21 protein-coding genes are annotated in these 19,383 nt (G+C 71.6%); 9 read left to right on the top strand and 12 right to left on the bottom strand.

Annotated elements, in window-relative coordinates; translation table 11 throughout:
• Positions 1–37: 37 nt before the first annotated feature.
• Positions 38–1,606, bottom strand: a complete 1,569-nt coding sequence (locus ACLBYB_RS11190) for a glucan biosynthesis protein D (RefSeq protein ID WP_447698788.1) — start codon at positions 1,604–1,606, stop codon at positions 38–40.
• Positions 1,607–1,773: 167 nt separating this feature from the next.
• Here ACLBYB_RS11190 and ACLBYB_RS11185 point away from each other — a divergent pair, with 167 nt between their 5' ends.
• The 3 genes from ACLBYB_RS11185 (at position 1,774) to ACLBYB_RS11175 (ending at position 3,305) form a co-directional block, all read left to right on the top strand.
• Positions 1,774–2,367, top strand: coding sequence for a ribosome hibernation promotion factor (locus ACLBYB_RS11185; RefSeq protein ID WP_447698787.1), 594 nt, complete (start codon positions 1,774–1,776; stop codon positions 2,365–2,367).
• Between the two features lie 144 nt (positions 2,368–2,511).
• Positions 2,512–2,979: a PTS IIA-like nitrogen regulatory protein PtsN gene (ptsN, locus tag ACLBYB_RS11180; protein ID WP_020093595.1), complete on the top strand. Its 468-nt coding sequence runs from the start codon at positions 2,512–2,514 to the stop codon at positions 2,977–2,979.
• The gene (locus tag ACLBYB_RS11175) at positions 2,979–3,305 is read left to right on the top strand and encodes a hypothetical protein (RefSeq protein WP_447698786.1); all 327 of its coding nucleotides are present in this window, start codon (positions 2,979–2,981) and stop codon (positions 3,303–3,305) included. The genes ptsN and ACLBYB_RS11175 overlap by 1 nt, the downstream gene beginning before the upstream one ends.
• 26 nt (positions 3,306–3,331) lie before the next feature.
• On the opposite strand, the gene ACLBYB_RS11170 is transcribed toward ACLBYB_RS11175, so the two are convergent.
• From ACLBYB_RS11170 to ftsE, 3 genes are all read right to left on the bottom strand, one after another.
• Positions 3,332–4,108: a YdcF family protein gene (locus ACLBYB_RS11170; RefSeq protein WP_056528310.1), complete on the bottom strand. Its 777-nt coding sequence runs from the start codon at positions 4,106–4,108 to the stop codon at positions 3,332–3,334.
• Between the two features lie 151 nt (positions 4,109–4,259).
• Positions 4,260–5,228, bottom strand: coding sequence for a cell division protein FtsX (locus tag ACLBYB_RS11165; protein WP_020093598.1), 969 nt, complete (start codon positions 5,226–5,228; stop codon positions 4,260–4,262).
• On the bottom strand, positions 5,225–5,917 hold the full coding sequence (ftsE, locus tag ACLBYB_RS11160) for a cell division ATP-binding protein FtsE (protein ID WP_020093599.1): 693 nt from the start codon (positions 5,915–5,917) through the stop codon (positions 5,225–5,227). The genes ACLBYB_RS11165 and ftsE overlap by 4 nt, the downstream gene beginning before the upstream one ends.
• A gap of 181 nt (positions 5,918–6,098) precedes the next feature.
• On the opposite strand from ftsE, the gene ACLBYB_RS11155 reads away from it, so the two are divergent.
• Complete coding sequence (locus ACLBYB_RS11155; RefSeq protein ID WP_447698809.1) at positions 6,099–6,887, top strand: zinc-ribbon domain-containing protein; 789 nt, start codon at positions 6,099–6,101, stop codon at positions 6,885–6,887.
• Between the two features lie 122 nt (positions 6,888–7,009).
• The gene (locus tag ACLBYB_RS11150) at positions 7,010–7,951 is read left to right on the top strand and encodes a helix-turn-helix domain-containing protein (RefSeq protein ID WP_447698785.1); all 942 of its coding nucleotides are present in this window, start codon (positions 7,010–7,012) and stop codon (positions 7,949–7,951) included.
• 5 nt (positions 7,952–7,956) lie between these two features.
• Here the strand turns inward: ACLBYB_RS11150 and ACLBYB_RS11145 are convergent, their stop codons facing one another.
• From ACLBYB_RS11145 to ACLBYB_RS11135, 3 genes are all read right to left on the bottom strand, one after another.
• Positions 7,957–9,084 carry a glycosyltransferase gene (locus ACLBYB_RS11145; RefSeq protein ID WP_447698784.1) on the bottom strand — a complete coding sequence of 376 codons (1,128 nt, stop codon included), beginning with the start codon at positions 9,082–9,084 and terminating at the stop codon, positions 7,957–7,959.
• Between the two features lie 149 nt (positions 9,085–9,233).
• Positions 9,234–9,641, bottom strand: a complete 408-nt coding sequence (locus ACLBYB_RS11140; RefSeq protein WP_091683330.1) for a thioredoxin family protein — start codon at positions 9,639–9,641, stop codon at positions 9,234–9,236.
• 123 nt (positions 9,642–9,764) lie between these two features.
• Positions 9,765–10,079 carry a hypothetical protein gene (locus ACLBYB_RS11135; RefSeq protein ID WP_020093604.1) on the bottom strand — a complete coding sequence of 105 codons (315 nt, stop codon included), beginning with the start codon at positions 10,077–10,079 and terminating at the stop codon, positions 9,765–9,767.
• A gap of 223 nt (positions 10,080–10,302) precedes the next feature.
• Here ACLBYB_RS11135 and ACLBYB_RS11130 point away from each other — a divergent pair, with 223 nt between their 5' ends.
• Both ACLBYB_RS11130 and ACLBYB_RS11125 read left to right on the top strand, forming a co-directional pair.
• Positions 10,303–10,980, top strand: a complete 678-nt coding sequence (locus ACLBYB_RS11130) for a TetR/AcrR family transcriptional regulator (RefSeq protein ID WP_132366537.1) — start codon at positions 10,303–10,305, stop codon at positions 10,978–10,980.
• Between the two features lie 57 nt (positions 10,981–11,037).
• Positions 11,038–11,499 carry a DUF2852 domain-containing protein gene (locus ACLBYB_RS11125; protein WP_447698783.1) on the top strand — a complete coding sequence of 154 codons (462 nt, stop codon included), beginning with the start codon at positions 11,038–11,040 and terminating at the stop codon, positions 11,497–11,499.
• A 61-nt stretch (positions 11,500–11,560) separates the two neighbouring features.
• On the opposite strand, the gene ACLBYB_RS11120 is transcribed toward ACLBYB_RS11125, so the two are convergent.
• Positions 11,561–13,252 (bottom strand): methyl-accepting chemotaxis protein, encoded by a 1,692-nt coding sequence (locus ACLBYB_RS11120; protein WP_447698782.1) that lies wholly within the window; start codon positions 13,250–13,252, stop codon positions 11,561–11,563.
• Between the two features lie 478 nt (positions 13,253–13,730).
• Between ACLBYB_RS11120 and upp the strand changes: the two genes are divergently transcribed.
• The gene (gene upp / locus ACLBYB_RS11115; RefSeq protein WP_020096508.1) at positions 13,731–14,366 is read left to right on the top strand and encodes a uracil phosphoribosyltransferase; all 636 of its coding nucleotides are present in this window, start codon (positions 13,731–13,733) and stop codon (positions 14,364–14,366) included.
• 9 nt (positions 14,367–14,375) lie between these two features.
• Here the strand turns inward: upp and ACLBYB_RS11110 are convergent, their stop codons facing one another.
• Genes ACLBYB_RS11110 through kaiC form a run of 4 tightly spaced genes read right to left on the bottom strand, consistent with a single transcriptional unit; the run spans position 14,376 to position 18,470 of the window.
• Complete coding sequence (locus ACLBYB_RS11110) at positions 14,376–16,130, bottom strand: ATP-binding protein (protein WP_447698781.1); 1,755 nt, start codon at positions 16,128–16,130, stop codon at positions 14,376–14,378.
• Positions 16,130–16,390 (bottom strand): circadian clock KaiB family protein, encoded by a 261-nt coding sequence (locus ACLBYB_RS11105; RefSeq protein ID WP_447698780.1) that lies wholly within the window; start codon positions 16,388–16,390, stop codon positions 16,130–16,132. The genes ACLBYB_RS11110 and ACLBYB_RS11105 overlap by 1 nt, the downstream gene beginning before the upstream one ends.
• Positions 16,391–16,443: 53 nt before the next feature.
• A complete protein-coding gene (locus ACLBYB_RS11100; RefSeq protein ID WP_331317765.1) occupies positions 16,444–16,785 on the bottom strand; it encodes a circadian clock KaiB family protein in 342 nt (113 codons plus the stop codon).
• Positions 16,782–18,470 carry a circadian clock protein KaiC gene (kaiC, locus tag ACLBYB_RS11095; RefSeq protein ID WP_447698779.1) on the bottom strand — a complete coding sequence of 563 codons (1,689 nt, stop codon included), beginning with the start codon at positions 18,468–18,470 and terminating at the stop codon, positions 16,782–16,784. Before kaiC ends, ACLBYB_RS11100 begins: the two co-directional genes overlap by 4 nt.
• Before the next feature lie 247 nt (positions 18,471–18,717).
• On the opposite strand from kaiC, the gene ACLBYB_RS11090 reads away from it, so the two are divergent.
• Positions 18,718–19,344 (top strand): DUF938 domain-containing protein, encoded by a 627-nt coding sequence (locus ACLBYB_RS11090; protein ID WP_447698778.1) that lies wholly within the window; start codon positions 18,718–18,720, stop codon positions 19,342–19,344.
• Positions 19,345–19,383: the final 39 nt, after the last annotated feature.

Below are 19,383 nucleotides of genomic sequence, written 5' to 3'. Positions count from 1 at the left end.
CACGGGGGAGGCCGTTCCTCAGCAATCGGGTCGGGGTTCAGGGTGTCCAGCGAAACAGCCAGGTCTCGCTGGCCCGGGCCTGGCCGCGCCGGAGCGCGAGACGCAGCTCGCTCGCGCGCTCGCTCCCCGGATCGAGCTCGAACAGGATCCGCAGCGTCTTACGATCGGGGTACCGAAACCGTTCCTGACGCGTGATCATCCCGGCCGAAGCGCCGAGGTCGACGTCGATGTCGCCGGGCCGGAACAGCGCGTCGCCCTCGAAATCGACGGCGAAGAGCCGGCGGTTCCCCGTGCTGCCGTGACCGCAGCGGCTGTCGCGCACCCGGGCGATCTCCGGCGGCAGCGGGTCTGGCCAGCCCTTGGACCAGTGCTGCCGGCACTGGAAGCGCATCTCCGCGCCCTTCGCGAGCTTCGCCTTGGGCCGCCAGTAGGCGAAGACGTTCTCGTTGAGCTCGGAATCGCTCGGGATCTCCAGCAGCGTGACCGCGCCCTCGTTCCAGTCGTCGAGGGGCTCCAGCCAGAGGGACGGTCGCTGCTCCCAGTGGCGCCGGTCGTCCTCGAAATCGTCGTAGGCGCGGGCGCGCTGCATGAGGCCGAAGCCCTTGGGCCCGCGATCCACGAAGGCCGAGACCTGCAGCGCCTCGGGATTGTGAACCGGGCGCCAGATCGGCTCGCCGTAGCCGTTGTGGATCGCCAGGCCCTCCACCGAGAAGGCCGCGGCGCGCAGGTCGTCCACGCGGTTCCGGTCGAGGGGCCCGAACAGGTAGCTGCCCTGCATGCCGCCGAGACCGATATGGTCGAGCTCGGCGCGGGCGAAGACCGTCCCGTCGATCTGCGCCGTGGAGACGTCGCGGCCCGGCGTCAGGGTGATCTTGAACGCCGCGGTCGCCGATTCCGATTCCCCGAGGGCGTGGACGATGACCGGCTGGCCCGCCCGCGGCGCCTCGACGAACAGGGCCCGGAACAGCGGGAATTCCTCGCCGCGGGAATCCGCCGGCCGCAGGGCGAGCGCCCGGGCGTTGATGCCGAAATCCTGGCCCTCGGCGACGAGGCGGAAGAACGAGGCGCCCTGGAACAGGGCGAAGTTCGACAACTCGTCGGCGCCGCCGAACCGGGCGCGCAGGCGGAAGCCCGAGAAGGCGGTGTCGGCGGTCAGGTCGGGCAGGTCGAGGCCCGGCGCCGCGATGGCGGACTTGTCGTACCCGACCGGCTGCACCACGCCGTTCTCCACGACGAACAGCGACACCGGCGTCTCGAAGATCGAGCCGCGCAGCAGCGGCTCCAGGACGTAGCCGGCATTCCGGTCGGCCCAGACCGCGCGGCCCTCCGCGGGACGGATCGCCTCGTAGGCCTCTCGGGAGAGGTTCTTGAGAACCGTCGGCACGTCGCCGGTCTTCGGGGCGGCGTAGGGGGCGGCGGCCCGGGCGCGGGCGAGGTCGGTCAGCGTGCCCGCCGCGAATGCCTCGCCGGCGCCGGGCAGGGCCGGGGCCTTCTCCGGGTCGGCCGCCCGCGCGGCTGCCGGGAGCAGGCCCGCGGCAGCGCCGAGCGCGCCCCCCAGGACGGCGCGGCGTGTCGCGGTGGCGGAGAATCCGGGGTCGATCATCATGCAGGCGGTCGTCTCACGTCGCAAGGCAAGGTGCCGGAGGCCCCGTGTATACGGACAGGCCGGCTGAACCCAGCGTTAAGCAAGCGCTTGAACCGCAAGGGGCTCCGTTGACTTAACCCGAGCCGGCTCTCTAATTCGGCCGACTGCATCGGAACGGGGGAGGCAGCATGGGATCGTTGCGAGTGACTGGCCACGGCGTGGATCTCGGCGAGAGTCTGCGCGGCCGCGTCGAGGAACGGATGTCGGCGATCCAGGCGAAGTATCTCGACTCGCACATGCACGATTCCTGCAACGGCCACGTCACGCTCCGGCGCGACGGCACCGCCTTCCGGACGGATTGCGTCCTGCACCTCGTCTCCGGCCTGACGATCGAGGCCAACGGCTTCGCGCACGACGCGCGGTCGAGCTTCGAGCAGACCGCGGAGCGCCTGGAGACCCGTCTGCGGCGCTACAAGCACAAGCTGAAGCAGCACGCGACGGGCCCGGGGGACGAAGCGGCGGTCGAGGCCGCCTACGCGGTGTTCGCCGCCCCGGAGGTGGAGGAGGACGACGCCGCCGAGGGCGACGCCCACCCGCCGATCGTCGCCGAGAGCACCAAGACCCTCCAGCGCCGCACCATCGGCGAGGCGGTGACCGCCCTCGACATGACGGGATCCCCAGTGGTTGTGTTCGTCCACGCTGGCACCGGCCGCGTCAACGTCGTATATCGGCGGAGCGACGGAGCGATCGGCTGGGTGGACCCGCCGAACGCCACCGAGTGACGCCGCGGGTCGGGAGGAACGGAGCCGGAACCGGCTGGTTTCCCCGCTTATTGAATCTGGTGGGGGCGCGGCCGGAACGGTCGTCGATGCCCCTGCGACGAGGCCCGCTTCCTCGCGAACGGGCGACGGGGCAACGGTCGTTCGATGCCAGTTCTGGAATTCCTCGACCCCGACTCGGTCGTGCCGGCCCTGCGCGCCCGCGCCAAGAAGCAGGTGCTGCAAGACCTCGCCGCGCAGGCGGCGCGGCGCCTGCCCGCCCTCGGTGAGCGCCCCGTCTTCGACACGCTGCTCCAGCGCGAGCGGCTCGGGTCGACCGGCATCGGCGACGGCGTGGCGATCCCGCACGGCAAGCTGCCCGGTCTCGACCGTCTCTTCGGGCTATTCGCGCGCTTCGACCGGCCGGTGGACTTCGAGGCGCTCGACGGCCAGCCCGTGGACATCGCCTTCCTGCTGCTCGCGCCCGAGGGCGCCGGCGCCGATCACCTGAAGGCCCTGGCGCAAGTCGCCCGCATCCTGCGCGAGCCGGGCATGCTCGCCCATATCCGCGCCGCCCGGGACGCCGGCGCGCTCTACGCGCTCCTGACGCGCTCGACGGCACCGCAGGCCGCGTGATGATCCAGAGATTCCGAACGGCCGCCGCCCTGACCCTCGCGGCCGGCATCTCCGGCGCCGCCGCCCAGGGCGAGACCACCTGCGCGCGCGACGTCCTGGTGGCGCAATCGATGCAGCGCCAGGCCCTCGAGCAGCTCGAACAGGCGGACGGGGACGACGCCAAGAACTGCCGCGTCTGGCGGCGCCACGTGGAGACGATGCGCCGCGTGGCGAGCGTCTACGGTCGCTGCCTGTCCGGTTCGGAGCGCGGCGAGCGCCTGGCCCAGGTCCAGGGGTCGGACCGCGAGTTCTCGGCCGCGATCAAGGCCCGCTGCAAGGGGCTGTAGGGGCGGGGGTGGCGCGCGCCGCGCCCTCAATCCACGCCGCGGAGCATGAGCGGCTCGGCCACCATCTTCACCGGCTTGCCGCGCCCGATCAGGATCGCCGCGCGGGAGCGTTCGGGATCCGCCTCGAAGCGCGTGCGGACCCAGCTGACCAGGAACTTCATGTATTCGGAGGCCAGGAGGCGCGCGGCCGGCGGGTTCTGCCACCAGCGATCGGCATCGAAGGCCTCGCTCACGACCGGATGCGGCAGGACGCGGTCGCTGTCCTGGAGGGCGTGGTCGAGTTCGACCAGCGTCCGCGGCATGTGGTAGTTCGAGGTCACGACCGCCACGGTGCTGAACCGGTGCGCGCGCATCCAGCGGCGCGTCTCGATGGCGTTCCCGATCGTGTTGCGCGCCCGGTAGTCGAGATCCACGCAGCAGGCGATCAGGGCGCGCTGGGTCGGGTTCAGCCGGGCGATCTCGTCGCGGCTGGTCCGCTCGTTGACCCCGGTGATGAGCAGGCGCCGCCCGTAGCCGCCCGCGAGCAGGTCGATCGCGTCGCCGATCCGCTGGGCACCGCCGGTCAGCGCGACGATCCCGTCCGCCCGGTCGGTCGGCGTCCGCTCCTGGCGGGCCAGCGCGCCGACGAACACGAGAAAGCCCGCGAACAGGGCCAGCATCCCGAGCCCGGCGCCGAGGCCGCAGGTCCAGAGCGCGATCCGCCGCCGGTCGCGCGGGCGCGCGGCGGCGCGGCGCGGGAGACCCCACTCGTGCCAGGCCCAGCCGACGGCGTCGGTCGAGGGCGGATCCGATGCGCGCAGCATACGCGTGGTCATCCTCCGGAGAATCGGCGCCGATTGCGGCGGCTCGGAGGCCGGCGCAGTCAACTGTTTCCACACCGCAACGATAAAGTTTCCAGATGGTAAACGCGCTCGTAAGACCCCCTATTTCCACGTCTTCGTGACGCAGCAGGGATCAGGCCAGGAAGCGCCGCACGGTCACGCGCGAGACGACGCCCGTGACGAGGGACGCGATCACGCCGATCAGGATCACGCTGGCGTAGCCGCGCAGGCCGATATGGAACGCGCCGAACAGCGCCTCGACCTCCTGACCGGCCGGTCCGGAGCGCGCGGCCCGGGCGAGGAGCCCGGCGATCACGAAGGCCACGAGGGCCAGACCGGCGCCGATCGCGCCGCCGCGCAGGCCCAGGCCGAAGAACCGCCGCTGGAACGCGCGGGCGATGTAGTCGTCGTCGGCGCCGACGAAATGCAGCACTTCCACCACCTCGCGGTTGCTCGCCATGGCACCGCGTGTCGCGAAGGTCACCGCGAGGCCGGTGGCGATCAGGACGAGCAGCACGAGCCCGATCCCGATCCCCACGAAGGCGTTGGCGGCGGTCGAGAGCCGCTGCAGCCAGAGGGCGTGGTCGTCGAGGCTTGCGACGCCCGGCAGCGCCTCGACGAGGCGTGATCGCAGCCGCTTCAGATCGGCGGCCTGGCTGCTGGAGAGTTTGAGGGCGATGAGCCGCGGCACCGGCAGGTCGGACAGGTCGAGCCCGGTCCCGAGCCACGGCTCGAGCAGGCGCTCCGCCTCGGCCTTGCTGAACACCCGCGTCTCCGCGATCCCGGGTTCGGCCTTGGCGATGCCGTCGGCGCGGGCGACGTCGGCGTCGACGTCGCGGCCGGGACCGGGCCGGACCTGGATCGTGACCTCCCGCGCCACGTCGCCCTGCCACTGGGCGGCGTTCGTCGCGACCATCTCGGCCGCGCCCGCGCAGAGGCCGGCGAGGAAGGTGAGGATCGCGATGACCGCCGCGAGGGAGCGCCCCGCCGCCGTGTCGGTGGGCACCAGCGGCGCGTTGCGGCGCAGGTTGGCCGGCATCGACGGGTCGGGCGGAACGGCCGATCCACCGGCCTTCGTCCGCGGCATCGCCTGAGTGCTCATTCCTCGATCCGCAGCCGGCCTTCGCCCAGGACCATCCGGCGGGCATCGACGGCGTCCATGATGCCGAAATCGTGGGTGGCGATGATGACCGAGGTCCCGAGCTTGTTCAGCTCCAGGAACAGGCGCAACAGCCGCCGCCCGAGGCCCGGATCGACGTTGCCCGTCGGCTCGTCCGCGAGCAGCAGGTCGGGCCGCGCGATCAGCGCGCGGGCGATGGCCGCGCGCTGCTTCTCGCCGCCCGAGAGCAGCGGGGGCAGGGCGTGCATGCGCTCGCCGAGGCCGACCCAGCGCAGCAGTTCCACCACCTCGGCCCGGTAGCTGGCCTCGGCCCGGCCCTGGACGCGCAGCGGTAGGGCGACGTTCTCGTAGGTGGTCAGGTGGTCGAGGAGCCGGAAATCCTGGAACACCACGCCCATCCGGCGCCGGAGCCCGGTCAGCGCCTTCGCGGAGATGTCGCTCACCTCCTCGCCGAAGATCGAGACGAGCCCGCGGGTCGGCCGCACCGACAGAAGGATCAGGCGCAGCAGCGTCGTCTTCCCGGCGCCGGACGGACCGGTCAGGAACTGGAAGGAGCGCGGCGCGATGCGGAAGCTCACGTCGGACAGCACCTCCGGCCCGAGGCCGTAGCGCATGCCGACATTCTCGAACTGCACCACCGGTCGCTCCGCGCCGGGCAGCAGGCTCTTCATGCTCGCTTGTAGGTTCAAAGCCGTGCCGTATCTCGTCTGTCCGTCCCTCGGGAATCGCCGGAGCGGCGGGCGTTTTCAAGGCCTCGGGGATTTCACGGCCCCTTAACCCTGTTCGGGCACACTTCTTCAAGCAATTCACAGTCCGGCCCGGTCGCGGCCGATCGATGCGAGTATGGCGCGGATGCTGATCGCCTGCCCGAGCTGCGCGAGCGAATATCGCATCGACGCCAGCAAGGTCGGCATGGAGGGCCGTTCGGTCCGCTGTGCCGCCTGCCGCGAGACGTGGTTCATCTCGCCCGCCGACGTCCTCGCCGGCCACGAGGCGGAGCTCGCCGCGCAGGCCGAGACCGATCCCCTCGCGGACGCGGCCTGGGAGGAGGCGACCGCCTCGGTGCGGAATGCCACCGACGTTCCGGCGCCCGAATCCCGACGGTCCGCCAAGCGCAAGTCCGCCGGGAAGGCCGCTGGGAAGGCCGCCGGGAAGGCCCGCCGCTCGATCCCGGGTCTCACCCCGTCGCTGGCTCTCGGCCTGACGCTCCTGGCGGCGATCCCGCTCGTCTGCCTCGCCCGGACCAGCGTGGTCCGGGCCGTCCCGCAGACCGCCTCCCTGTTCGCGCGCATCGGCCTGCCGGTGAACGTGCGCGGGATCGAGATCCGCGATGTCGTCGCCTTCTACAACCCGGCCGAGGACGACAGTCCCGCGGAACTCGTCGTCGAGGGCGACCTCGTCGGCGTCGCGCGCTCGGACGCGCCCGTCGCGCCGCTGAGCGTTGAGATCCGCGACGCCGGCGGTCGGACGATCAAGACCTTCACGGTCGCGCCGCCGCGGACGATCCTCGCCGCGACCGAGACCGCGCGATTCCGCGCGAGCCTGCCGTCGCCGCCGGCCGCTGGGCGCGCGGTGGTGCTGCGTTTCGCCGACGCGTCCGCGACCCGCTCCGACCCTCGAGTGGCGGCGGCGGATCGGTGAGGCGGGTCCGCGCCGGTCATTAGCTCAGGTCACGCCTCTCCCGCGGATCGGCAACCTTCTCGACGGCGTTCCCGTTGCGGGCGTGAGCGTCGGCCGACGTCGGCGCATGGGATCGCCGTGCCTTGAGTGTTCGCGAAACCGTTCCCATCGTCGTCGAGACGACCGACTCGGTCGATCAGAAGCGCGCCTTCGACTACTGGCGCAGCACGGCACTGGCGCGCGTCAACGCGACGCCGCTGGCACCCGACATCCCGTTCGCGGCGGGCCGCCGGCTCGCGATCACCCGTCACGGCGCGATCCTGCACACCCTGAGCAAACCGATCGGGGTCGAGCGCACGACGCAGCACGTGCGCCGGGACGGGAGCGACGACATCGCGATCGTGCTCCTCTTCCAGGGCAGCGGCTACATCGAGCAGGGCAACAGCGGCGCCGTGCTGGGCGCCGGCGACATCGCAGTCCATGCCATGGACCAGCCCTTCGCGATCGGCAGCCGCGATTCCTACGAGGAGATCCGCCTCCAGGTGCCGCGCGCCGCCTTCGTGAGCCAGGTCGGCAGCGTGCACGCCTTCGCCGGGCGCGGTCTCCGCGCGACGCCGCTCAGCGGCCTGTTCGCGACCTATCTGCGCTCGTTCTCCGAGACGGTCGGCGGTATGTCGGAGGCGGAAGCCGGCATCGCCCTCGAGGGCGTCCTGCACCTGCTGCGCGCCCTGGCCGACCGCCAAGGCGAGACGGCCGGCGACGACCTGTCCGGGGACGCCGTGCGGGCCTTGGCCCTGGCCCATATCGAGCGCCGACTGCACGATCCCGCCTTCGGGCCGGAATCGCTGCCGACGGCTCTGCGGGTCTCGCGAAGCCGCCTTTACGCGGCTTTCACCGGCGACGAGGGCGTGGCGGCGAAGATCCGCGACGCCCGGCTCGACCGGGCCTACAAGCGGCTCCGCGGCGGCACGCGGATCGGGTCGGTGATGACGAGCTGCGGCTTCACCGACGCGGCCACCTTCAGCCGCGCCTTCCGCCGCCGGTTCGGCGTGGCGCCTCGGGACGTGCTGGAACGCCGCCCCTGACGGAGTCAGATGCGGCTGCCGCGCGGGTCGGAGACCGTCCGCCCGGGCGCGACCGCGCCCGCGAGCCGCTGCGCCACGCCGATGAGCCCCAGGCCGAGGCGGATCGCGACGACGCCGACCCGCGCGATCCGGATCTGCCCGGGCAGCTGGCGCGGGCCGATCGGGCGGTAGGCGAGGCGCGGGCTGGCGCGCTCCGCCTCCGCGATGGCCTGACCCAGCGGGAGGGACGCGATGCGCCGCGCCTCCGGCGGAACGATGCCGATCGCCCGCGCCCAGCCGTCGCTCCGCGCGAGCGCCCCGCGCCCGTGCATCTGGCGGAATCGCCGCCGCCAGAGGTAGCGCCGCACTGCGCGCGGGAAGGTCTCCATCCGGGCATCGCAGAGCGCGTCGGGCTCCTCGCAGCGGGAGCGGATCGTGTCCGCCACGCCGCCCGGCGCGCGCCCGGCGAGGCGGGCCGAGATGGTCACGCAGACGTCGGTGGCGTGCCGGACCCGCAGCCCGTGCTCCAGCAGCCGGGCGATGAAGGCGCCGTCCTCGCCGAGCGGGATCTCGGGCATGCCGCCGACGGCGAGGTACGCGCTGCGGGTCACCGCGAGGGTCGCGCCGATCGCGGTCCGGTGGCAGGGCCAGGGGTCGTTCGGATCGGGATCGATCCGCGCCTCGACCTCGGTGATCAGGGCGTCGTAGGTGTCCTCCAGCCGGCCGCGGGCGGGGAGCGAGGGCGGTAGCAGCGCCGCCTCCGCCGCGTCGAGCTCGACCCGGCCGGCCACAGCGTCGGCCCCGGCCTCGATCGCCGCGCGATTGCGCGCCACCCAGTTGGGCGGGACCCGGCTGTCGGCGTCGGTCGACAGGATGATCCCCGCATTCCCCGCATCACCCAGCCAGGCGGCGGCGGCGTCCATGGCCCGGCGCCGGGCCCATCCGGCATGGGCGCCGTAAAAATTCTCGACGGACACCCGGACCGGGATCGACAGCGTCGGCACCAGCGCGGTGACGAGGGCCTCGGTGCCGTCCGTGCAGTTGTTCAGGAACAGCACGAGCCCGACGCGCCCCGATTCAGCACCCTCCTGGGCGTCGATCGCCCGCAGGCACGCGGTGATCCGCTCCTCCTCGTTGCGCACGGGCACCGCCACGATCGCATCGGGACCCGGGACGTCTGACAAAGGGGGGCTCGACACCGGTGATCATCTCCGCCGGACCCGTCATGCGGGTCTGGATCGGGCTTATGCCGGAGCTTCCCTGAACGGAACCGGACCGGGGAGATCCGGCGACGCGCCGTCGGTCAGAGGGTCTTCTCGACGAGGCCCTCGATCCATTCCGGCTGGGTCTCGCCGACCGAGCGGCCGACCTCGGTCGCGCCCTTGTAGGCGATCAGCGTGCTCTGCATCCGCACGTTCAGGCGGCGCAGCAGCTCCTTCTGGCTGTCGAAGTCGATGTCGAAGATCTGGAGATCCTTGAAACGCGGCTCGGCCGCGAGTTTCGCGAGGATCGGCTTCTGCGTCCGGCAGATCGGGCACCACGGGGCGCTGACCGCGATCAGCACCGGCTTCCCGCCCTTCTGCGCGGCCTCGAAGGCCGCGTCCGAGAACGGCCGGGTCTCGCCCGCCAGGGCAGCGGTCGGGACCCCGAGCAGGGCCGGGCCGGCGAGGGCGAGGCCGACGAGCGCGAGGACGTGACGGCGGCTCTTCATGGCGTGCGATCCTCCCGCGACCCCGTCGGCGCGGGGGGCTGCTGTTGGCGGGATGCTACGTCGCGCGCCCGGCCCCGTCCCTGTGACCTGTGCGCCCCAAAGACGGAAAGCCCCCGCGCCGGATCACATTGTCGAGACGCCGGACGGCGGCGCGTCGGACGACCGGTCCTCCGCCACGAGCGCCGCGATGTCGTCGGGATCCACCGCGTCGATCGGGCGCCGGATCTTCAGGGCGCGCGTGGGCGCGCCGGCGCGCATCACCAGCACGATCGTCTCCATGTCGGGGCAGCCCGGATCGGCGCAGGCGATCTCGTTGACCGCCAGCGTGTCGGCCTCGCCGAGGCCGAGGGCCGTCCGCAGATCCTGCTTCAGGCGCGCCGCGATCGCGGCGCGCTCCGCCGAGCGGGCCCGCCACGCCTTGAGGCTCACGAAAGCCATGCGCGATGCTCGTTGTCCTGCCGTGGAAGCTCGGTTGCGGATGTCTAACACTGTTACAGTTATCCGGGGGCGGTCAAGCGTCGCCCCATGCGCCTGAAACAACCGTCGTGTTCACCGGTCATGTAGAGGCCGACCTCGGAAAAACCGACTTCGTTGGTCTTCGGACTCGACAGGGGCGTAGAGGTCCGGTGTGGTGTAATAGGCGCGCGAAGGATGTGAGATCTTGCGACCCTGGCGGGACGGGCCGGACGACCGGCGGAGCTACCATCACGGCAACCTGAAGGAGGCCCTGCTGGAGGCCGCGCGCCGGTTCATCGCCGAGCGCGGGATCGGCGGCTTCACCCTGGTCGACGCCGCGCGGCTCGTCGGCGTAACGCCGGCCGCCTTGTACCGCCATTTCCGCGGCCGCGAGGCGCTCCTCGAGGAGCTGGCCGGGCGCGGCTTCGCGGAGCTCGCCGCGCGTCTGGCGCGGGCCCTGACGTCGCGCGGGACGCCGCTGGAGCGGTTCACCCGGATGGGTGAGACCTATCTCGCCTTCGCCGAGGAGGAGCCGGCCTACTACGCGGCGATCTTCGAGACCCGCGGGGCACCCGCCGGCGGGGCCGATCCCGAGGCGCCGCCCGGCGCCGCGAGCGCGGAGGCGCGGCCGAGTCCCTTCGACCTGCTGGTGGAAGCGCTGCAGGCGACCTTTGCGGACGGGTTCGGGGGCGTGGCACCCCGGTTCATCGCCCTGGAGGTCTGGGCGCTGGCGCACGGCCTCGCCACCCTCTCGGCCGCCGGCCATCTGCCGCGCGGCCCAGGCTTCCCCGACAAGTACGAGCTGCTGCGGGCCGGAGTCCTCGCCCTGGTCCACGGGGCGGGGCGCCCCGGCGAGCGCGACGGCGGCGGTGGGCGGCCTTGAAAGGCCCCCGCCGGACCCGCATGTTAACCGCGTTCACATGAACAGCGGAGCACAGCCGTGACCTCTCAAACCTCCTCTCCCTGGGCGACCGGCAGGCTCTGCCGGTCCGGCCCGTTCCCGCGTCGGTCGCTGGAGATCGGCGCGATCGTGGTGGGCTTCATCTACTGGTGGCCGATCGGCCTCGCGCTCGTGGCCTGGAAATTCGCGGGCTACCCGGCCTTCGCCGAGATTCGGGACGCCGCGCGCCGGACGGTGTCGGGGTTCGAGGGCGGGCGCCCCGCGTCGCGCTTCGCCCGCGCTTTCGAGGCCGCGAACCGCCGCGGCGGCAGCGGGAACGCCGCCTTCGACGAGTACCGCCGGGCCGAGCTCGACCGCCTCGAGGCGCAGCGCCGCGCCCTCGAGGAAGAGAGCCGCGCCTTCTCGAACTTCGTGGAGGAGCTGAAGCGCGCCCGGGACCGCGAGCAGTTCGACGCGTTCATGGCCAAGCGCCGGACCGAGGGTGGCGGCCGCGCGGTCTGATTCTGCGACGCGGCGTCCGGGCCCATCGGCCCGGACGCACCCCTGAATGCCGCGTGCCGTCTCAGGCCGCGCGGACGCGATCGAGGAACCGCGCCACCTCGCCGTTCAGGTGCTCGGACTGCTCCGAGAGCCGCGACGCCTCGGCCAGAACCTGCCCGGCGGCCTGACCGGTCTTCTCGACGGCCCCCGCGACGCTGACGATGCTGCGGGTCACCTCCCCGGTGCCGGCCGCGGCCTGACCGACGTTGCGGACGATCTCGTGGGTCGCCGCGCCCTGCTGCTCCACCGCCGCCGCGATCGTGGTCGCCACGCCGTCGATGTCCCGGATGCGGGCCGTGATCGTCCCGATCGCCGCGACGGCCTGCCCGGTCGAGGCCTGGACCCGCCCGATCTGGCCCGCGATCTCTTCCGTGGCCCGGGCGGTCTGCTCGGCCAGCGCCTTCACCTCCGTGGCCACCACCGCGAAGCCGCGCCCGGCTGCGCCCGCGCGCGCCGCCTCGATCGTGGCGTTGAGCGCCAGCAGGTTGGTCTGGCCCGCGATGGTCGAGATCAGCCCGACCACGTCGCCGATCCGCGCCACGGCCTCGCTCAGGTCCCGGACCAGCGCGCCGGTCCGGTCGGCCTCCGCGACCGCCGCCCGCGCGAGGCCGGCCGAGCCGTCGACCTGCCGGCCGATCTCCTGCACGGAGGCGCCGAGTTCCTCGGCCGCCGCCGCCACGGTGCCGACGTTGCTGGCCGCCTCCTCGGCCGCGGCCGCGACGGTGGTCGACTGCCCCGCGGTCTCGGCCGCGGTCTCCGTCATGCCGCGGGCCGTGGCCTGCAACGATGCCGCCGCGGTCGAGACCTGCGCGACGATCCCGCCGACGGCGTCGGCGAAGCGGTCGGCGACCTGCCGCATCGCGAGGCCGCGCTGACGCTCCGCGTCCTGCCGGGCCGCCTCGGCCTCCACCTCGAGCTGCCGGGTGCGGATCAGGTTGTCCTTGAACACCTGCACGGCCGCCGCCATGGCGCCGATCTCGTCGCGACGGTGTCGGAACGGGACGTCGGTGCCGGCCTCACCCCGCGCCAGCCGGGTCATCGCGGCGGTCATCGCGGCGATCGGCCGCGAGATGTAGAGGAGGCCGAAGATCGCCGCCGCCAGGGCGGACACCAGCGCGAGGCCGATGCTGGCGACGGCCGCGGCGGACGCGGCCTCGACCCGGATCATCGCTGCGTCCGCGTCCTGCTGCGCCGCTTTCTCGTCTTGGTCCGCCAGACGGGCCAGGGCCGCCCGGGCGCCGTCGTACAGTGCCACGACGTCGGGCCGGATCAGCAGCGCGGTCGCCTCCGTCTGCCGCCCCGCCTCCACGAGGCGCCGCACGTCCCGTTCCACCTCCGCGAGTCGGGTCCAGGACGCGCCGAACGCGTCGTAGTGCCGCCGCTCCTCGACGGTGGTGATCAGCGGTTCGTAAGCCCGGCGCGCGTCGCGCAGCCGCGCGTGCGTGTTCGCCAGGGCGGCCTCATTGGCGTCCCGGTGCTCCGGTGTATCCGACAGTAGGATGAGCCGGTACTGCTTGATGCGCACCTCGGAGGCCGCCACTTCGATCGCGCCGACCTTCTCGAGGGAGGGCACCCAGTCCCTGGCCAGTGCCGTCGCAGCCTGCCCGATCCCGGCCAGCTGACGGAGGGACAGACCGCCCTGCGCCGCGGAGATCAGGGCAATTCCCGCGAAGAGAAGGGCCAGGATTGCTTTGAGTGGAATGGATACGCGCATGACGATCCTCGGCCAGATCCGAGTGCGGGACAATCGCATCGGGCGGCCCGACGCAGGCGACTGCATCTAGCCACTTCGGAATCTCGCACAACTCGCGCCTTAAAAACATCATAGAATGGTTTTGACTTGCAAAAATAATTCAAAAATACATAATTAACCGAACAAATCTACATCTTCATATCAGATAAAGGTCAACCGTCGCGCAGGTTCTGGTATCTGCTTCGACCGAGAATCTCTCTTATCCAGACGAAAGCGTTGACGGCGACGATACAAGTGACGCTTGAGCCGGACCCGCACGCGACGGTCCGCGCCGACCGAGCCCCCATCCTTCCGAGAGGATTCCGCGCCCGGCTGCGATGCCTACCCGAGTCCTCACGCACCTCCGTCGATCCGGCCTTCCGCCGGGATCACCGGGACGAGTTGCACCTCGGCCTTCGCTCCTGCATTGCTCCTCAACCACAAGGGGAGGGTTCGGGGCATGTCGACGGCTCGGGTCACCGTGGTCGATCACCCGCTGGTGCAGCACAAGCTGACCCATCTGCGGGACAAGAACCGCTCGACCAAGGGCTTCCGGCAGATCCTCAACGAGATCGGGATGCTCCTGGCCTACGAGGTGACCCGGGACCTCCCGCTGGAGCCCGTCACCATCGAGACGCCCCTCCAGCCGATGCAGGGGCAGCAGATCCAGGGCAAGAAGCTGGTGCTCGCGCCGATCCTCCGCGCCGGAGTGGGCTTTCTCGACGGCATGCTGTCGCTGGTCCCGTCGGCCCGCGTCGCGCATATCGGGCTCTACCGGGATCCCGAGACGCTGGAAGCCGTGGAGTACTACTTCAAGGCGCCGTCCGATCTGGCCGACCGGACGGTGCTGGTGCTGGATCCGATGCTGGCGACCGCCAACTCGGCGATCGCGGCCCTCGACCGCCTCAAGGCCCGGGGCGCCTCCGACCTCCGCTTCGTCTGCCTGCTGGCGGCGCCGGAGGGCCTCGCCAAGTTCCAGGCCGCCCATCCGGACGTGCCGGTCTGGACCGCGGCGATCGACAGCCACCTGAACGACCACGGCTACATCGTCCCGGGCCTCGGCGACGCCGGCGACCGGATGTACGGCACCCGCTAGGAGCCGGCCTCAGCGCCGCCGCCGGGCTCCGGCGCGGCCCTTGCCGACGACCTTGCGGAGGGTCTGCGAGAGCTGATCCACCGAGTAGGGCTTCTGGATCAGGTCGAAGCCGTGGACGCCCTCCTGCGCCAGCACGTGGCTGTAGCCGGAGGTGAGGACCACCGGCAGGTCGGGCAGGCGCCGCTGCAGCTCGCGGGCCAGCGCGATACCGCCCATGCCGGGCATCACGACGTCGGAGAAGACAGCGTCGAAACGGAAGGGGATCCTCTCGATCTCGACGAGCGCCTCCTCGGCATTCGTCGCCCAGACGGTCTTGTGCCCGAGATCTTCCAGGATCTGTGTGGCGAAGCGGCCGACCTCGATGTTGTCCTCGACGACCAGCACGCAGAGGCTGGCGCCGTCGAGCCCGCTCTCCTCGCTCCGCGGCGTGACGGGCATGTCCGGCGCGTGCTCCGCCTGTGGCAAGTAGAGCGTGAAGGTCGTGCCGTGGCCCGGGCTGCTGGACACGTCGACGTCGCCCCCGGACTGCTTGGCGAAGCCGAAGACCTGGGACAGCCCGAGCCCCGTGCCCTTGCCGATGTCCTTGGTGGTGAAGAACGGCTCGAAGATGCGCGGCAGCACGTCGGCCGGAATGCCGATGCCGGTGTCGGACAGCGACACCGCCGCGAAGGTGCTGCGCGACCCCGCGTGTCCGCGGATCGCCGGCATCGGCCGGTCGCCGGATAGCTGCAGGGTGAGCGTGCCCTCACCGCCCATCGCGTCGCGGGCGTTCACCGCCATGTTGATCAGCGCGGTCTCGAACTGGCTGAGGTCGGCGCGGATGTAGCAGGGTGTGGCGGGGATCTCGGCCAGAACGCTGATGCGCGCGCCGGTGACCGAATCCAGCATCTCCGCCACAGCCCGGAGCGAGGCGCCCACCTCGAAAACCTCGGGCCGCAACGCCTGGCGGCGCGCGAAGGCGAGGAGCTGGCCGGTCAGCTTGGCGGCGCGGTCGACGGTATCGGAGATCGCCTCGACGTAACGGCGACGGCGCTCCTCCGGCAGGTCCGGCCGCTTGAGCAGGTCGGTGGAGGATTTGATCACCGTCAGCAGGTTGTTGAAGTCGTGGGCGACGCCGCCGGTCAGCTGCCCCACCGCCTCGAGCTTCTGCGACTGCCGCAGCGCCTCCTCCACGCGCTCGCGCTCGGCGCTCTCGGACTGGAGCCTGGCATGGGCCTCCGCCAACGCCTGCATATTGCGTCGCTGCTCGGTCAGGTCCGTCAGGATCCCGCAGAGGAGCGGCTGATCGCCCTGGCAGGCGAAGCGGCTGAGCGACAGGAAGGTCGCGTTCTCCGACCCCGCCGCCGCGCGCAGCGCGATCTCCTCGCGGACGGGCCCGTCCATCGCGTGCCGGATCAGGCGCCCGAGGTCGACATCCACGTGGACGAAATTCCGGAGCGCGCGGCCGGTCAGGCGCTCCTGCGGCTCGCCGAGCATCTCGGCCAGCCGCCGGTTGCAGTAGAGCAGCGTCCCGTCCAGCGCCAACGTGAACGCGCCTTCCTGCATCTGCTCGATCAGTGCCCGGTAGGGCAGGTCCGCGTTCTCGAGCGTGTAGACGAGGCGCTCGTGGTTGGGCCCCTCCACCACGACGGCGTCGAAATCGCCCCGGCGGATGGCCGCGAGGGTCTCCTCGCTCTCCTCCAGCCGCGCCTCGAGCTCGCGGATATGGGCGCGATAGGCGTCGAGCCCGGGCTCGTCGCCGGGCAGCAGAGCGTCCACACCCATCAGAGCGGCTCCGCGGCGGACGCGATCTCGAGACTGCGCAGCACGCGGCCCTCGTCCGAGAGGTCGCCCGAGAGGCGCCGTTCCGGCGCCGGCGCCAGTCTCAGGAGTGTGGGTGCGGCGAGGATCCCGTCGCGCTCGGCCAGGTCGGGCTGCTGATAGATGTCGACGATCTCCAGTTCGTAGCGGCCCGGCACGTGCGCCTCGCAGATGCGGCGCAGCACTTCGACCGCGCGCAGCGAGCGCGGCGCGGTTCCGGCCACGAACAGCCGCAACCGAACGTGCCGCGCGTCCGTCCGAGACGAGGGGGCCGCGCTCAAGGCCGATCGGCCTTGGGACGGATGTCGAGGCCGACCAGAACCTTCTCGGTGTTCGACAGGTCGCCGATGATCCGCTTGAGCGGCGACGGCAGGCGGCGCACGAGGGTCGGGATCGCGAGGATCTGATCGCCGGCGGCGAGCTGCGGATTCTTCATGAGGTCGATGACCTCGATGTCGTAGTGGCCGGCCAAGTGCTCCTCGCAGAACCGCTTCAGGTTGGTGAGCGCGGCGAGAGACTTGGCCGTCTGCCCGGCGACGTAGAGGCGCAGGTGATAGTGGCCGGAATCGCGGTCGGGATCCGTCTCGGGTGCCGGGTCGTCCGATGTCGCATCGCTCATTCCGCGGCACTCCGTCGTGCGATCAACGCCTGCTGCTCCGCCGCGAGCATAACGCCCCGCGCCGCGTCCTCGGCGCGCAGGCTCTCCTCCTCGTCCACGGCCGCCTCGAGACCGGCCCTGAGCTCCTCGATCTGGCGCTCCAGGGCGGAGCGCCGGCGCGCCATATCCCGGAGCCGGCGCTCGGTCGCGTCCCGGTGCTGCTGCGCGGCCGCGCGTTCCTGAGCCTCCTGAACCAGGCGCGCGGTGCCGGTGAGAACACCTGAAGGACCAATATAGGCATCCACCAACTGGATCCCGCCCGACGACATCAGAAATTCACGGATCTGGTTGGAGTGGCTCATACCCCGCGCCTTGATGACGTAGAGGGTCCGCGTCCGCTCGCCGTTCGCCTCCATGTTCTGGAGCTTGATCCAGGCATCCATCAGGGAGGACACGCCGAGATCGTTGTCCTCGACCAGGGACCCGTCGCCGCGGAGGGTCGTGAAGATCGCCGTGACGCCGCGGACCTTCATCAGGTCGATCATGCGCAGGAGGGTCGCCTGCAACTCGCCCGCCGGCCCGCGAAGGGCCGAGATCGGGTCGATCACCACCACGTCCGGCCGGAACTGGTCGAGGTCGCGATGCATCCGCGCGAGATGCGTCTCCAGGCCGAACAGGCTCGGCCGCGCGGCCTCGAAGCGGAGGCGGCCGCTCGCCACGTGCGCGGCGAGGTCGAGCCCGATCGAGCGCGCGTTGCGGATGATCTGGGCCCCGCTCTCCTCGAACACGAAGGCCATGCAGCGCTCGCCGCGCCGGCAGGCCGCGTCGAGGATTGAGGCGGCGAGCATGCTCTTCCCGGTCCCGGCCTCCCCGGAGATCAAGATCCCGGAGCCGCGATGGAAGCCCCGCGGTCCCAGCATGGCGTCGAGCCCGGCGATCCCGGTCGAGAGGATGCCGTCGGGCACCGCGTAGGCGAGATCCGCCGAGGTCACCGGCAGCACACTGATCCCGGCGTGATCGATCAGGAACGGGTACTCGTTGGTGCCATGGGCGGAGCCGCGATACTTGACGACGCGCAGCCGCCGCGTCGTGATCTGGTCCTCGACGCGGTTGTCGAGCAGCACGACGCAGTCGGAGACGTACTCCTCCAGGCCCTGGCGGGTGAGCGGACCCTCGCCGCGCTCGCCCGTGATGATCGCGGTCAGGCCGCGATCCTTGATCCAGCCGAACAGGCGGCGCAGCTCGGCGCGGAGCAGGGTCGGATCGGTGCAGCCCGCGAAAAGTGTCTCGATCGTGTCGAGGACGACGCGCTTGGCCCCGATCGAGTCCACCGCGAAGCCGAGGCGGATGAACAGGCCCTCGAGGTCGTACTCTCCGGTCTCCTCGATCTCGCTCCGCTCCACGCGCACGTGGTCGATGGCGAGATGGCCCGCGGCGACGAGACCGTCGAGGTCGTAGCCGAGCGACGCGACGTTCGCCGCCAGATCCTCGGCCCGCTCCTCGAAGCTCATGAACACGCCGGGCTCGCCGTAGAGCGTCGCGCCGTTGACCAGGAAGGTCGTGGCGAACAGCGTCTTGCCGCAGCCCGCGGCGCCGCAGATGAGCGTCGGCCGCCCGGCCGGCAGACCGCCATGGGTCAGGTCGTCGAAACCGGTGATGCCGGTCGCGACCTTGGGTAGTGTCCGGGCGGCTTGCGGGTCGGGCACGATGGGCGAATCCCTGGACGTCTCGGAGGACGGCAAGTCCGGAAGTGGGGCGGCGCTCTCAACCCTGCCGGGCCGATCGGAACGGTTCGCACCGCGAGAGACGCGGCGGCGGGCGCGAACAGCGCGTCGAACGGGCAGAACACCGTTGGAATGCGGTATGGCAACGGGTCCGCCCGCGCAATATGGGTGCGTGACGCGTCCGGCCGCCATCCCGTCGACGGACTGCGCAGATCGATGGAAGGCCTCCATGCTCGGCTGGGACGTCGACGTCAACGAGGCCCTGACGGCGCCGGCCGTCGCGCGCAACCGCGACGCGATCCTGGCCGTGCTCCGCGAGATCCTGCCCGACAGAGGCACCGTTCTGGAGATCGCCAGCGGCTCCGGTGAGCACGCGGTCCACGTCGCCGCGGCCCTGCCGGGCCTGGACTGGCTGCCGAGCGATCCCGAACCCGCCGCCCGGCGCAGCATCGCCGCGCACGCGTTCCGGGCCGGCCTCGCCAACATCCGGCCGCCGCTCGCGCTCGACGCCGCCGCCGCGGCGTGGCCCGTCGCGCGGGTCGACGGGATCGTGTGCATCAACATGATCCATATCGCGCCCTGGGCCGCCACCGAGGGCTTGATGGCCGGCGCCGGACGCGTCCTGAGCGCGGGCGGCGTCCTGTTCCTGTACGGGCCGTTCCGCGAGGCGGACCGGTCGTTCGCGGAGAGCAACGCCGCCTTCGACGCCTCCTTACGCGCGCGGGATCCCGCCTGGGGCGTGCGGGACCTCGACGCCGTCGCGGCGGAAGCGGCCCGGCACGGGCTCAGCCTGGTCCGGCGCGTCGCCATGCCCGCCAACAATCTGAGCCTGATCTTCAGACGTGCGGACAGGTGAGGGCCCGTCTGTCACGGCTTTCCGTATCTGCACACTGTA

The sequence above is a fragment of the Methylobacterium sp. D54C genome, from assembly GCF_053345595.1.
This window is presented reverse-complemented; position numbering and strand designations above follow the sequence as displayed.

Excerpts from the sequence above, each read along its gene's own strand:
- ACLBYB_RS11190 (WP_447698788.1), bottom strand. The coding sequence starts at position 1,606 with ATGATGATCGACCCCGGATTCTCCGCCACCGCGACACGCCGCGCCGTC.
- ACLBYB_RS11185 (WP_447698787.1), top strand. The coding sequence starts at position 1,774 with ATGGGATCGTTGCGAGTGACTGGCCACGGCGTGGATCTCGGCGAGAGT.
- ptsN (WP_020093595.1), top strand. The coding sequence starts at position 2,512 with ATGCCAGTTCTGGAATTCCTCGACCCCGACTCGGTCGTGCCGGCCCTG.
- ACLBYB_RS11175 (WP_447698786.1), top strand. The coding sequence starts at position 2,979 with ATGATCCAGAGATTCCGAACGGCCGCCGCCCTGACCCTCGCGGCCGGC.
- ACLBYB_RS11170 (WP_056528310.1), bottom strand. The coding sequence starts at position 4,108 with ATGCTGCGCGCATCGGATCCGCCCTCGACCGACGCCGTCGGCTGGGCC.
- ACLBYB_RS11165 (WP_020093598.1), bottom strand. The coding sequence starts at position 5,228 with ATGAGCACTCAGGCGATGCCGCGGACGAAGGCCGGTGGATCGGCCGTT.
- ftsE (WP_020093599.1), bottom strand. The coding sequence starts at position 5,917 with ATGAAGAGCCTGCTGCCCGGCGCGGAGCGACCGGTGGTGCAGTTCGAG.
- ACLBYB_RS11155 (WP_447698809.1), top strand. The coding sequence starts at position 6,099 with ATGCTGATCGCCTGCCCGAGCTGCGCGAGCGAATATCGCATCGACGCC.
- ACLBYB_RS11140 (WP_091683330.1), bottom strand. The coding sequence starts at position 9,641 with ATGAAGAGCCGCCGTCACGTCCTCGCGCTCGTCGGCCTCGCCCTCGCC.
- ACLBYB_RS11135 (WP_020093604.1), bottom strand. The coding sequence starts at position 10,079 with ATGGCTTTCGTGAGCCTCAAGGCGTGGCGGGCCCGCTCGGCGGAGCGC.
- ACLBYB_RS11120 (WP_447698782.1), bottom strand. The coding sequence starts at position 13,252 with ATGCGCGTATCCATTCCACTCAAAGCAATCCTGGCCCTTCTCTTCGCG.
- upp (WP_020096508.1), top strand. The coding sequence starts at position 13,731 with ATGTCGACGGCTCGGGTCACCGTGGTCGATCACCCGCTGGTGCAGCAC.
- ACLBYB_RS11110 (WP_447698781.1), bottom strand. The coding sequence starts at position 16,130 with ATGGGTGTGGACGCTCTGCTGCCCGGCGACGAGCCCGGGCTCGACGCC.
- ACLBYB_RS11100 (WP_331317765.1), bottom strand. The coding sequence starts at position 16,785 with ATGAGCGATGCGACATCGGACGACCCGGCACCCGAGACGGATCCCGAC.
- ACLBYB_RS11090 (WP_447698778.1), top strand. The coding sequence starts at position 18,718 with ATGCTCGGCTGGGACGTCGACGTCAACGAGGCCCTGACGGCGCCGGCC.